Annotated in this window: 12 protein-coding genes and 3 pseudogenes; 9 read left to right on the top strand and 6 right to left on the bottom strand. The window is 58.6% G+C overall.

Annotated elements, in window-relative coordinates:
* Positions 1-245: 245 nt before the first annotated feature.
* Entirely contained in the window at positions 246-1,346 is a 1,101-nt protein-coding gene (gene dinB, locus ELH03_RS34325) for a DNA polymerase IV (RefSeq protein ID WP_165420565.1), read from the top strand.
* Between the two features lie 149 nt (positions 1,347-1,495).
* On the opposite strand, the gene ELH03_RS34320 is transcribed toward dinB, so the two are convergent.
* The 5 genes and pseudogenes from ELH03_RS34320 to ELH03_RS34300 all read right to left on the bottom strand — a co-directional run bounded on the left by ELH03_RS34320 (position 1,496) and on the right by ELH03_RS34300 (position 3,850).
* Entirely contained in the window at positions 1,496-1,774 is a 279-nt protein-coding gene (locus tag ELH03_RS34320; protein ID WP_028734429.1) for a hypothetical protein, read from the bottom strand.
* A gap of 9 nt (positions 1,775-1,783) precedes the next feature.
* Positions 1,784-2,083, bottom strand: coding sequence for a DUF982 domain-containing protein (locus ELH03_RS34315; protein ID WP_028734430.1), 300 nt, complete (start codon positions 2,081-2,083; stop codon positions 1,784-1,786).
* Positions 2,084-2,157: 74 nt separating this feature from the next.
* Positions 2,158-2,634, bottom strand: a complete 477-nt coding sequence (locus ELH03_RS34310) for an Hsp20 family protein (RefSeq protein ID WP_128404304.1) — start codon at positions 2,632-2,634, stop codon at positions 2,158-2,160.
* Positions 2,635-2,805: 171 nt separating this feature from the next.
* Positions 2,806-2,936: pseudogene (locus ELH03_RS34305) on the bottom strand (ATP dependent DNA ligase); the annotation flags it as partial.
* A gap of 20 nt (positions 2,937-2,956) precedes the next feature.
* On the bottom strand, positions 2,957-3,850 hold the full coding sequence (locus ELH03_RS34300; protein ID WP_128404303.1) for an SDR family oxidoreductase: 894 nt from the start codon (positions 3,848-3,850) through the stop codon (positions 2,957-2,959).
* 146 nt (positions 3,851-3,996) lie between these two features.
* Here ELH03_RS34300 and ELH03_RS34295 point away from each other — a divergent pair, with 146 nt between their 5' ends.
* Both ELH03_RS34295 and ELH03_RS34290 read left to right on the top strand, forming a co-directional pair.
* Positions 3,997-4,317 (top strand): plasmid stabilization protein, encoded by a 321-nt coding sequence (locus tag ELH03_RS34295; RefSeq protein ID WP_128404302.1) that lies wholly within the window; start codon positions 3,997-3,999, stop codon positions 4,315-4,317.
* A 57-nt stretch (positions 4,318-4,374) separates the two neighbouring features.
* Positions 4,375-4,773 carry a PPC domain-containing DNA-binding protein gene (locus ELH03_RS34290; protein ID WP_130767640.1) on the top strand — a complete coding sequence of 133 codons (399 nt, stop codon included), beginning with the start codon at positions 4,375-4,377 and terminating at the stop codon, positions 4,771-4,773.
* A gap of 28 nt (positions 4,774-4,801) precedes the next feature.
* Here ELH03_RS34290 and ELH03_RS34285 read toward each other — a convergent pair whose 3' ends face one another.
* Positions 4,802-5,875, bottom strand: a complete 1,074-nt coding sequence (locus ELH03_RS34285; RefSeq protein WP_130660425.1) for a PAS domain S-box protein — start codon at positions 5,873-5,875, stop codon at positions 4,802-4,804.
* Positions 5,876-6,180: 305 nt separating this feature from the next.
* Here ELH03_RS34285 and ELH03_RS34280 point away from each other — a divergent pair, with 305 nt between their 5' ends.
* The 6 genes and pseudogenes from ELH03_RS34280 (at position 6,181) to ELH03_RS34255 (ending at position 11,852) form a co-directional block, all read left to right on the top strand.
* Positions 6,181-7,212 carry an IS110 family RNA-guided transposase gene (locus ELH03_RS34280; protein WP_128410172.1) on the top strand — a complete coding sequence of 344 codons (1,032 nt, stop codon included), beginning with the start codon at positions 6,181-6,183 and terminating at the stop codon, positions 7,210-7,212.
* A gap of 612 nt (positions 7,213-7,824) precedes the next feature.
* On the top strand, positions 7,825-8,796 hold the full coding sequence (locus ELH03_RS34275) for an alpha/beta fold hydrolase (RefSeq protein ID WP_128404316.1): 972 nt from the start codon (positions 7,825-7,827) through the stop codon (positions 8,794-8,796).
* A 63-nt stretch (positions 8,797-8,859) separates the two neighbouring features.
* Positions 8,860-9,599 (top strand): annotated as a pseudogene (locus tag ELH03_RS34270) (alpha/beta hydrolase).
* Entirely contained in the window at positions 9,596-10,468 is an 873-nt protein-coding gene (locus ELH03_RS34265; RefSeq protein WP_128404300.1) for an alpha/beta fold hydrolase, read from the top strand. The pseudogene ELH03_RS34270 and the gene ELH03_RS34265 overlap by 4 nt, the downstream one beginning before the upstream one ends.
* Before the next feature lie 26 nt (positions 10,469-10,494).
* A complete protein-coding gene (locus ELH03_RS34260) occupies positions 10,495-11,172 on the top strand; it encodes an isochorismatase family protein (protein ID WP_018495045.1) in 678 nt (225 codons plus the stop codon).
* Between the two features lie 51 nt (positions 11,173-11,223).
* Positions 11,224-11,852 (top strand): annotated as a pseudogene (locus ELH03_RS34255) (pyridoxamine 5'-phosphate oxidase family protein).
* Positions 11,853-11,855 lie beyond the last annotated feature (3 nt).

Genomic DNA, 11,855 nt, shown 5'->3' with positions numbered 1-11,855 from the left:
TAAAGCAGCTCGATCCACACTGGGCGTGATCACTTGTATGGTCCCAGCCTCTCACCGACTTGTCGATCTTGGCCTGCTTGAGATTGTCAGCAAGTGCGGGGCTTAAGAGGAGTGATCAATCCGCAGCCCTGCGTCGCGGGCAAACGCGTGTTGATATCGCCGCGAAGACTGCTATGTTCCCTCTTTGTTTCGGGCAAGGCCCGCAAAGAGGACACCGAGCCTGTAACTTTCTTGCAAAAACCGCCATGAACGAAATGACGCCAACACCGATCCGCAAAATCGTCCATGTGGACATGGATGCCTTTTACGCATCGGTCGAGCAGCGCGATAATCCGGGACTCCGGGGCAAGCCCCTCGCCGTCGGCGGATCCGCAGCGCGCGGTGTGGTGGCCGCCGCAAGCTATGAGGCACGAGCCTTTGGTGTCCATTCGGCCATGCCGTCGGTCACCGCAAAACGGAAATGCCCCGACCTGATTTTCGTGCCGCCGCGCTTCGACGTCTATAAGGCTGTTTCCCAGCAAATCCGCGAAATCTTCGCCGAATACACGCCGCTGATCGAGCCGCTATCCCTCGACGAGGCCTATCTCGATGTCACCGAGAATCTGAAGGGCATGGAAATCGCCACCGAGATTGCGCTGGAGATCCGCGCAAAGATCAAGCAGGTCACCGGGCTCAACGCTTCGGCCGGCATCTCCTACAACAAATTTCTCGCAAAGATGGCCAGCGACCTCAACAAACCCAATGGCCAGGCGGTCATCACGCCGAAGAATGGACCAGGCTTTGTCGAAACCTTGCCCGTCAAGAAATTCCATGGCGTCGGGCCGGCCACCGCCGAGCGCATGCGTAGATACGGGATTGAGACCGGGCTCGATCTGAAATCAAAGTCGCTCATCTTCCTGCAGGAGCATTTCGGCAAGTCGGGACCCTATTTCTACGGCATCGCCCGTGGCATTGACGAGCGCCAGGTCCGGCCTGACCGCATCCGCAAATCGGTGGGAGCCGAAGACACATTCGCCGAGGATATCGATGATCTCGAACACGCAACGGCTGAGCTAAAACCGCTTGCCGAGAAGGTCTGGCGCTACTGCGAGGCGCAGGGAATTAGCGGTAAGACGGTAACCGTGAAGGTCAAATACTCGGACTTCACCCAGGCGACGCGCAGTCGGACTGGCACAATCCCGTTCGCAAGCGTTACTGACGTGTTCGACACGGCATCCGGACTTCTGGCAACCGTCTATCCCTTCAAGCTGTCCGTGCGCCTGCTGGGCGTCACGCTCTCGTCGCTGACCAACGATCAGACCAACGCCGCGACCGAGGGGAAGCCGCAACTCGATCTCAACCTGTAGCAGGAACAAGCCTCCGAAAACGAAAAAGCCTGCCGCGGGGGAGGTGCGGCGGCGCCTGGCAGGATTATTTCGATGGACAGCGTTCCCTCGAACAGGCGATCAAGCGGCTCGCCAAATCGTCGAAGCAGGCCGCTTGAACGCGCAGTCCGTCAGATACCATAGCGCCGATCGAGTTCTTTCAGCGCGGACTGTACCTCATCGATCGAAATCGGCTCTGGCATTCCCGGCACCTGCCGGAGGGCCGGCTTCGAATCGATAGCGTAAAAGTCGGAGGCCCAGGCCGCGAGGATCGTTCGCTTATCATCGACGGAAAGAGCCGGCGCTCTCACCACGTCGATTGGCCGCTGAAGCTGCATACCCTGAAGCAAGACCGCTGGTCCCATCGCCATCGCGTTGCTGGCCGCCTGCTGCAACATGTCGTGCGTCATCGAACCACCTCACTGTACCTGTGGATCCCGGTCACGCCGCAGGCGTGAGGCCGCGATCATATTGGTTTCCGGCGCCAACAGATCATGTTTCTCGGCGAAGGCCGCAAACAGACCACGCGCGGTTTCCGCTTCAATCTCGCCACGCAGTGCCGCACTGCAGGCCTTCAGGGCAATCGCATGCGTGCTGTCCCTGAGTGATGTCGGCCATTCGGAAAGATGCCGGTAGGCATCCATGACGCAGCGAACCTCTGCTGGGAAACCAAGGCCGACGAGAATGGAAACAGGCTGTCTAAACATATCGGGTTTCATCGCTCTCTCCTTCCCAACCCGGAATGTTGATGGGCGCCGTAGTCACGGCGCCCTTGTTCTGCGGTCAATGCGGGTCAAGCCGCCTTCTGCGCTTCGATCTGCGCCGGGGCGGCCGAAGGCACCAGAGCGGGCTCGGTCTGGATGGAGATCCTGCGCGGCTTCAGTGCCTCCGGGATCTCGCGAACCAGATCGATCGACAGGAGACCATTGCTCAGATCAGCCCCGTTCACTCTGACGTGGTCGGCGAGTTCGAACCGGTGGTCGAACGGCCGGCCGGCAATGCCGCGATGTAGGTAGCCCTCGGCAGCCGCTTCCTGCTTCTTGCCCGTGACCATCAGTAGATTGGATTGGAAGGTGATGTCGAGTTCGTCCTGGGTGAAGCCCGCGACCGCGATCGAGATCCGATAGGTGTCGTCACCGGTCTTGACAATGTCATAGGGCGGCCAGTCGCTGATCGACCGGGCGCGCTGGGCGTTTTCCAGAAGATTGAAAACCCGGTCGAAGCCGACGCTGGAGCGGAACAGAGGTGCGTAGTCGTAAGATGTTGCCATAGCCATATCCTCCTTGAAGCAACATGGGTACGGAAGCGCCGAAAGACGGTGCCTCCAGCAAGGCCAGCCCTTCTTTAGCGGCTGGCGGCAATCGATTTGGTTTTTGGCATATTTGGATTCAAGAGCAGCAGTAGAAAAAATTTGACGCGGTTTCTTCACCCGGCCATCGGCTCAATCAAGCGCATAAACTGCGGCATTATCCTGAACTTCGCGCAAGCCTTTTAGTATGCGTGCCGGAGATTGCCATCGTCGGTCCAGCCCTGGAATTCGATCTCGGCAATCAGCGTCGGCTGGGCGAAGACAACCTGTGAAGACGATCCCATCAAGCTACGCCCTTGCCGCCCGTGACACCATAGACCTCGCCGTTGATGAAGCTTGCTTCTGGCGATGCAAGCAGGACGAATACGGGAGCCAGTTCGACCGGCTGGCCCGGACGACCGAAGTCGCTGTCCTTGCCGAAGTTCTTCACCTTCTCGTCTGGCTGCCCACCACTCGGCTGGAGAACCGTCCAGACCGGTCCGGGTGCGACGACATTGGCGCGAATGCCACGCTCAATCAGTTGCTTGGCAAGGGCCTTCGTATAGGCGACGATACCGGCCTTTGTCGTGGCATAGTCGAGCAAGATCGGTGACGGCTGGTAAGCCTGGATGGAGGCGGTGGTGATCACCGCGGATCCCGCCGGCATATGGGGCACGGCGGTTTGTGCGATCCAATGAAGCGCATATAGATTGGTCTTCATCGTCTTGTCGAAATCCTCCGTCGACAACTCTTCGATTTTCTCGCGGTACTGCTGGCGACCGGCATTGATGACGAGGATATCGAGACCGCCAAGACCAGTGACCGCCTTGTCGACCAGTTGCCGGCACCATGCCTCGTCCTTGATGTCGCCCGGAAGCGCGACGGCCTTACGGCCCTCGGCTTCGATAAGGCCAATCACCTCCTTGGCATCCGCCTCTTCGTCCGGAAGATAGGCGATGGCCACGTCGGCCCCCTCACGGGCGAAGGCGATTGCTGCAGCACGGCCGATACCGGAATCGCCGCCAGTGACGAGTGCCTTCCGGCCAGTGAGCTTGCCCGACCCGCGATAACTCTTCTCGCCGTGATCCGGCGTGGGATCCATCTTGCGAGCGAGACCGGGCGCCTGTTGCGGCTGGTCTGGGAAAGGCGGTGCTGGATAAAGCGTGCGAGGATCGTTCAAAGAGGTCTTGTCGCTCATAATGACACCCAAGGTTTTTTGCGAATTGCATGCGGAATGACTGTCTGCGAACGCCCGTTTCATCCCTTTGTTCCTGTAACGCCGCTGGCTCGGAACAAACTTTTTGCGCTGTCGTTCGTCTGATTATCAACGAAGGAGGAAATGTCATGCCCCGTGGTGACAAGTCCAAGTACACCGACAAGCAGGAACGCAAGGCAGACCACATCGCCGAAAGTTACGAAGACCGCGGCGTGTCCGAGAAGGAAGCCGAGCGCCGAGCCTGGGCAACCGTCAACAAGGATGATGGCGGCGGCAAGAAGGCCGGCGGTTCCGGGCAAGGCAAGCATACCGGTCATCCCGCGGCCCACAAAGGTGGCGAAAAAGGTGGCAAGGCGGCAGCGTCGCGATCGGCCGCAGACCGTTCGGCTTCGGCAAAGAAGGCGGCTGCGACCCGGAAACGGAACGCCGAGCACCGCGCCCACCATTGATTGTCGTGTCCCGTGACTGAGCAGAAACGCTACATCCCAACACCTGGCGGATTCCTGATGGTCTTGAGACAGGGAGACGACGTACTTGCCCGCCTGGGAACGCTGATGGTCGGCGAAGACATACCGTCGGCCATGCTGTCTGGTTTCGGGTTCGCTGGCCAGATTACCTTCGGCTTCTTCGATTTCGAAGCCCGCGAATACAAGCCGAAGAGCTACGAAAACGTTGAGGTGACCAATTTGACCGGCTCGCTTGCCTGGAAGGACGGAAAACCGCTGCCGCATCTGCACGCAACCGCCGGCAACGCTTCGTTCGAGGCGGTCGGTGGTCACCTGTTGGCGCTCGAGGTCGGTCGTGGTTCGATGGAGCTCTACGTGACGATCCTGCCAAACCGCCTCGAACGAGCCACCGACGCGTCGATCGGCGCCAACGTCCTGCAACTCAGTCCGGCCGTTTGAGACACGAGGCTGGCTGCGCTGCCTCGTTTTAGCCGCTGATAGCGCCGCGGGGGACGGACAGTCGGATCGAGAGTCCATTTGGCATCCAGTCGCGCGCGATCTCGACCCCGAGGCTCTGACTTATTATCTGCTCAAGCCGGCTTCCAAAACCGATCGAACGTGGCTCTAATGCAGCCTGCGGAGGACCGCTGCTCTCAAGCCAGACGATCTCCAGCATCTCACTCTTCATCGTCGCTGCGATATCAAGCTTTCCCTCTTCGACGGACAGCGCGCCATATTTCGCGGCATTGGTCGCGAGTTCATGGAACAGCAGCGCGAAGTTTGTAATTTTTGTGCCGCCGATATCGATGTCATCTCCGATCAGCTGCCAATGATTGGCACCGTCCCGCTCGTACGGTGCGAGAATATTCGACAGAAGCTGAAATAGGGTGGTCTGTGGAGTGCCGGTCGCGGCCTCACCGTTCAAACTCGGCAATGTCATCTCATGCGCTCGGGACAGAGCCATTAACCTGTCTTTCATCCCGGCGGCCAGTTCGGTAGTCGTCGTTGCCGTCCTCGCTGCAAGGGTGATGATGCTGCCGGTGATGGCGAAGAGGTTTTTTACCCGGTGATGCATTTCCCGGAGCAGAAGCTCCTGATGCTCGGCGGCTCGCTTGCGCTCTGAGATGTCGCGGGCGATCTTCGATGCGCCGATGATCTTTCCGTTGTCGTCCCGAATGGGCGAAATGGTAAGGGAAATATCGACCAAGGTACCGTCTTTGCGTCGTCGTATCGTCTCGAAGTGATTGACGCGCTCGCCGGCCTGGATGCGGGCGAGAATGGCTGGTTCCTCATCGAGACGATCGGGTGGAATGACGATCGTGATCGGGTGTCCAATAGCCTCGTCTGCCGTATAACCGAAAAGACGCTCAGCGCCCTTGTTCCAGGTCGTGATGACTCCGCTGAGGCTCTTGCTAACGATCGCATCGTCGGAGGATTCGACGATCGCTGCAAGAAAAGCTGCAGCATTACGTCCATGCTGCGCAGCTTCTATGTCGGCCTCCAGCTGTCGCAAACCGAGCTGGGCCTGGCCCTCGTGTTGCTGGTTATCGGAAATCGACATTCACGCCCCGTCAATCAACGCATTTTTCAACAAATCGAGACGGCCGAGACCGCTAATGCACCGCCGACCATATTCGCTAAACACCACCAACAACAGTCAGAATCATTTTAGGGGTCGCAAATCCGTATGACGCCATCCGAATGCGAGATCGCTGGCAAAATGCCTTCGCCTTGAACATGGAGTAATCGCGGACGGTTTCCCCAAAGGCATTGCCTCAGCAATATCTGACATGGGTGGTTGCCCCCGGTAGGATGGAAATACGGGCTCACGATTGGAACCGGGCCCAACATCAAATGGAGGCAACCATGGACCAATATATCGGGCTCGATGTTTCGTTGAAAGATACTGCGGTCTCGATCCGAGAGAATAGGAAACGGATCTGGCGAGGGAAATGCCCTTCTGATCCGAAAGTTCTATCGCAGATCATCCGCAAGCACGCTCCGCACGCGAAGCTCGTTGTCTTCGAGACAGGTCCACTGTCGACGTGGTTCTATCATGCGCTGACGGCCGAAGGGATTCCTGCGATTTGCATTGAAGCTCGGCACGCGCAAAAGGTTCTGAGCGAGACGCTTAACAAGACTGACGCCAATGATGCGGATGGTCTAGCGCAGTTGGCCGAAGCAGGATTTTACAAGGTCGTGCGAGTAAAGACTTTCGACAACATGCTGACGCGCACACTGGTGGCGGCGCGTAGCCAGCTCGTAAGCATTTCCAAGCAGCTCAGCAACCAAATACGCGGTCTCCTGAAAACGTTTGGTCTTATCGTGCCCAAAGGGGAAGGTCGGGTATTTGATGCCAATGTGAGAGAACTGCTGAATGGAAATAGCGGCCTGGCAGTTGTGATATTGCCCCTGCTCGAGGCGTGGCGCGACATACGTAAGCGCGCAGCCAATCTTGATCACCAGTTGCTCGCAGCTTCCAGACAGAGCCGGGCTACGAAGCTCCTGATGACGATTCCAGGCGTTGGCGCCGTCACGGCCGTCTCTTACATTGCTGCGATCGAAGATCCTGAAAACTTCCCCACCTCACGCTCCGTTGGCGCTTGGCTCGGGCTGACGACGCGGCGCTACCAGTCAGGTGAAATCGATTATGATGGCCATATCTCGCGACGCGGTGACGGTCGGCTGCGGGGATTACTCTACGAGGCGGCAACCGTCCTCTTAACAAGAACCGGTGCCAGGACCGAATGCAGTCTCAAAACGTGGGGGCTGAAGCTGCGTGAGCGACTGGGCTTCAAACGTGCCGCGGTCGCTGTCGCGCGAAAACTTGCTGTCATCATGCATAGCATGCTCAAAACCGGGGAAGCGTTCAACCCATTGGCCGGCGCTACCGCATAGGCGAAAAAGCCGGCCTACCTGCCTCAGCGCCTCAACCCGATTGAGATGCTGGGCGTCCCTGCTGTGGACGTGGGTTGGGTCATTCCGTCGATTCCGTCGCAGCTCGTCGAGACTGCGTCTTGAACAAAGGAAGATCCGCCCTGCGAAAACCCATCATGCGGCGACTTGTGTCGACCGCGGAGACAACCGTGCTCCCCGGCGCCGGACGAATTGGCAGGAACAAAGATGCAGACCCCACCCAAAACAGAAAGATGTCGCGATGCATGAGCCACAAGCCGCTTGACCCCGAGCACGCGATTAGACAACGGAATCGAACCCAGAACCAGCAAACCCAAGAACCTATCTTGCTGATTTCCCACGGAAATGTCCTCTATAATCAACATAGTTTGCGGTCGCTAAAAGAGCCGGGCAAGCGGGCAAAGCCTCCACTGCTCTAAAGGACCGGCTTTCGTTTGGAGCGAGCAGTTCATGCTGCTCATTGCGCCTTTTAACCACGGCCGACTGTCCAACTTTTTACCCTTATTTATCCCAGGTCCGAAGACCGGCGATGCTAGTCCTTTTTCCAGAGGCGCTGATGTGGATCGGCACCCAATTTTGAAAAAGGAAAGCATCATGAAAAAACATCTTCTCACCACTGTCGCACTTCTTATTGCCATCTCTCCCGTTGCGGCCGAAGCCCGCTGCGTGCCGAATAACGCGGTCATCGCCGCGAACGCTGTTCCCGTAATTCAGTACAAAAACACGACGATCGACGGCGTGAAGGTCTTCTATCGCGAAGCCGGCCCGAAGGACGCGCCGGTCCTCCTGCTCCTGCACGGATTTCCGACCTCGTCACACATGTTCCGCAACCTCATCCCCCTGCTCGCTGACCGCTACCGCGTGATTGCGCCTGACTATCCCGGCTACGGCCAGAGTGACGCGCCCGACCACACCAAGTTCGACTACACATTCGCGAATCTGACCAACATCGTCGACAAGCTGACCGAAAAGGTCGGAGCCGATCGCTACAGCATGTACGTCATGGATTACGGCGCACCGATTGGATATCGGCTCGCGCTCAAACATCCCGAGCGGGTTGAATCGCTGATCGTGCAGAACGGCAACGCCTATACCGAAGGTCTCGCCGCATTCTGGGATCCGATCAAGGCCTATTGGGCCGAAAAGACGCCGGAACGCCGGGAAGCACTTGCCGGCCTGGTCACGCTCGAGACCACCAAGTTCCAATATACCGACGGTATGGGTGATGTTGCACATATCAGCCCCGACAACTGGGTCGTCGATCAGGCATTGCTTGATCGCCCGGGCAACAAGGATATCCAGCTGGATCTCCTGGGCGACTACGGTAGCAATGTGCCGCTTTACCCTCAGTTCCAGGCCTTCTTCCGCGAGCGCCAACCGCCAACACTGATCGTCTGGGGCAAGAACGACAAGATCTTCCCCGAACCCGGCGCGCACCCCTATCTTCGCGATCTCCCGAACGCCGAGATGCATATTCTCGACAGCGGCCATTTCGCCCTGGAAGACAAGCTCGACGTGATGGCGCCGTTGATCCGCGACTTCCTCGACCGCAAGGTTTGTAACTAATCCAGAGCTCATCCACTCCGCGGGGCTAACGGCGCCGCGGCCACCCCCCTCAAAGGAAAGATCATGACCAATCCTCTTTCGGGCACCCAGGCGGCTGGGGAGCCAGCCCGTTCGATCGTCCTCGTGCACGGCGCTTTTGTCGATGGCTCCGGATGGCAACAAGTCCATAGCGAACTTGTAGACCGCGGGTTCGAAGTGCTTGTCGCCCAACACCCGACGACCTCACTTGAAGGTGACGTTGCGACCACCGAGCGTCTTATCGCATCGGCTCGCCATCCGGTGCTCCTGGTGGGCCACAGCTACGGCGGAGCGGTCATCACGGAAGCCGGCGCCAATCCCAAGGTCAAGTCGCTGGCCTACATCGCGGCTTTCGTGCCGGATGTCGGCGAGTCCGTCGCAGCGCTGAATGAAGCGCCGGAAGAGCCCGGCGAAGCGAAGGCGCCGTTGTTGCCTCCGCAGGATGGTTACCTCGTTGTGGACCCGGCCCGTTTTTCGGAAGCGTTTGCTGCCGATGTCGATCCCGCCACCACGCGGTTCATGGCTGCCGCCCAGCTACCCTGGGGCCTTGCGGCGGTCATTGCGCCCTCACGCATGCCGCATGGAAGACCAAACCCAGCTTCTATCTCGTCGCTTCCGCCGACAGGATGGTACCTCCGAGTGCGCAGCGCCGCATGGCTCAGCGCGCGGCAGCCGCGATCACTGAAATCGATAGCAGTCACGCCGTGATGATGTCGCACCCGCAGGACGTCGCAGCGTTCATCGCAGCAGCAGTCGTAAGCACTATCCCGAGAGCCGGACAATGACCCGGCCCGTCACCTACCACCGAACCACCAGCATTGCCGGCGTCAACATATTCTACCGCGAGGCGGGAGAGCGCGGCGCACCTGTGGTGGTGTTGCTGCACGGCTTTCCAAGCTCTTCGCACATGTACCGCAACCTCATTCCAGCGCTCGCTGACCGCTATCATGTGATTGCACCAGACCTTCCAGGGTTCGGTCTGTCGGAAATGCCTTCGTCGAGCGACTTTGAATATGACTTTGCCACGTTCTCAACCGTTGTCGCCAACCTTCTCGAACAGCTGGGTGTCGAGCGGTATGCGCTATATGTCATGGATTACGGTGCGCCGACCGGGTTTCGTTTGGCGCTCGCGCATCCCGACCGGGTCACCGCCCTGATCGTCCAGAACGGCAATGCCTATGAAGAGGGCATGGGGGACTTTTGGGCACCGACGCGCGCTTACTGGGCCGACAACGGCCCGACGAACCGCGACGCGATGCGGCCTTTTCTGTCGCTCGACGGCACACGCTTCCAGTATCTCACTGGGTCAAAGGACGAGGCGCGGATCGACCCCGCGTCGTGGCTGTACGACCAGCTCTTCCTCGACCGTCCGGGCAGCGTCGAAATCCAGTTGGACATCATCTACGACTATCGGACCAACGTCGCGCTCTATCCCGCCTTTCAGGCTTATCTGCGCGAACATCGGCCTCCGACGCTGATTCTGTGGGGCAAGAATGATCCCATCTTCCTGCCCGACGGCGCGCGCGCTTACCTTCGCGACGTTCCCGAAGCCGAACTTCATTTCTTCGACACTGGACATTTCGCCCTCGAAGACAAGGCGGACGAGATGATCCCCGTGATGCGCGACTTCCTTGCTCGAAATCTGACCAAATAACTCAACCCCAAAGAAGGATAAGAACCATGTACAATAGCAAATCCAAGCCGAGCGTACTTCCGACCGGTGGCGGCGCAGCCCTCATCGACCCCTCCGACGCCCTCATCCTGCTGCTCGATCACCAGTCCGGACTGTTCCAGACAGTAAAGGACATTTCCGTGTCCGATCTGCGCCGAAATGTGGAGGTGATCTCCAAGCTCGCCACCCTCTTGAATATCCCTGTCATCACCACGGCCTCGGAACCTGCCGGGACCAATGGTCCGCTGATGCCAGAGATCCACGAACTGGCTCCGCATGCAGTCTATGTGCCGCGTAAGGGCGAAGTGAATGCATGGGACAATGACGATTTCGTCGCAAAAGTTCGCGCGACCGGCCGCAACACTCTCATCATGGCGGGCGTCTGGACGAGTGTCTGCGTGATGTTTCCGGCGCTCGACGCCCGTGCCGCCGGCTACGATGTCTATGCGGTCCTCGATGCGTCGGGGGATCCGAGCGAAATGGCATCGCGCATTTCACTTGCCAGGTTCGTGCAGGGCGGCGTCAAGCCGACCTCGACCAACGCATTGCTGTCCGAGCTTCATCGGACCTGGGCACGTCCCGAAGCTGCAGAACTCGGCAAGCTCTATGGACTTGTCGCTCCCAACTATGCTGCTGTGGCGGAGAGCTATGCCCGCGCGCAGCAGGCCGCGAAAGAGGCAATATAGCCTCGCATTCCTGATGCCCTGCGAACCGACAATACAATGAGGAGACACGATATGACTTATGGTTTTATGGATATCGCAATCACTCCTTCAGTTCGCAGGGCGCAAGCGGAAATGGGAGCGGATCGTCTGTGGTCCGACTTCAAAGGTCACCGCGAATTCGACCAGTTTTCAATGAGAGAAACCGCGTTCATCGCACAGCGCGATAGCTTCTACATGGCATCGGTTTCGGAAACGGGCTGGCCCTACGTCCAGCATCGCGGCGGACCTCTAGGCTTTCTCAAGGTGCTTGACGATCGCACGCTTGCCTTCGTCGATTACCGCGGCAATCGCCAATATATCAGCACCGGCAATCTGGCGGACAACGACCGGACATGCCTGTTCTTGATGGACTATCCCGCCCGCACGCGCCTGAAGATTTATGCCCGCGCCGAGAAGCTGGCACTCGATGCGGATCCAGTGCTCACGGCGAAAATCACCGATGGTGATTATGGCGCCAAGACTGAACGCATTTCAAGCTCAAGCTCGAGGCGTTCGATTGGAACTGTCCACAGCATATCGAGCCACGCTACACTGAAGCCGAATTTCTTTCAGCCTCACAGCACCTGATCGACAAGATTGCTCAGCTGGAGCGAGAAAATGCGTCGCTGCGGGAGCGCATCGACACGCGAAGAAAAGATTGAAGT

Origin of the sequence: Rhizobium beringeri (assembly GCF_004306515.1) — a bacterium.
In the GTDB taxonomy this organism is placed as follows: domain Bacteria; phylum Pseudomonadota; class Alphaproteobacteria; order Rhizobiales; family Rhizobiaceae; genus Rhizobium; species Rhizobium beringeri.
This window is presented reverse-complemented; position numbering and strand designations above follow the sequence as displayed.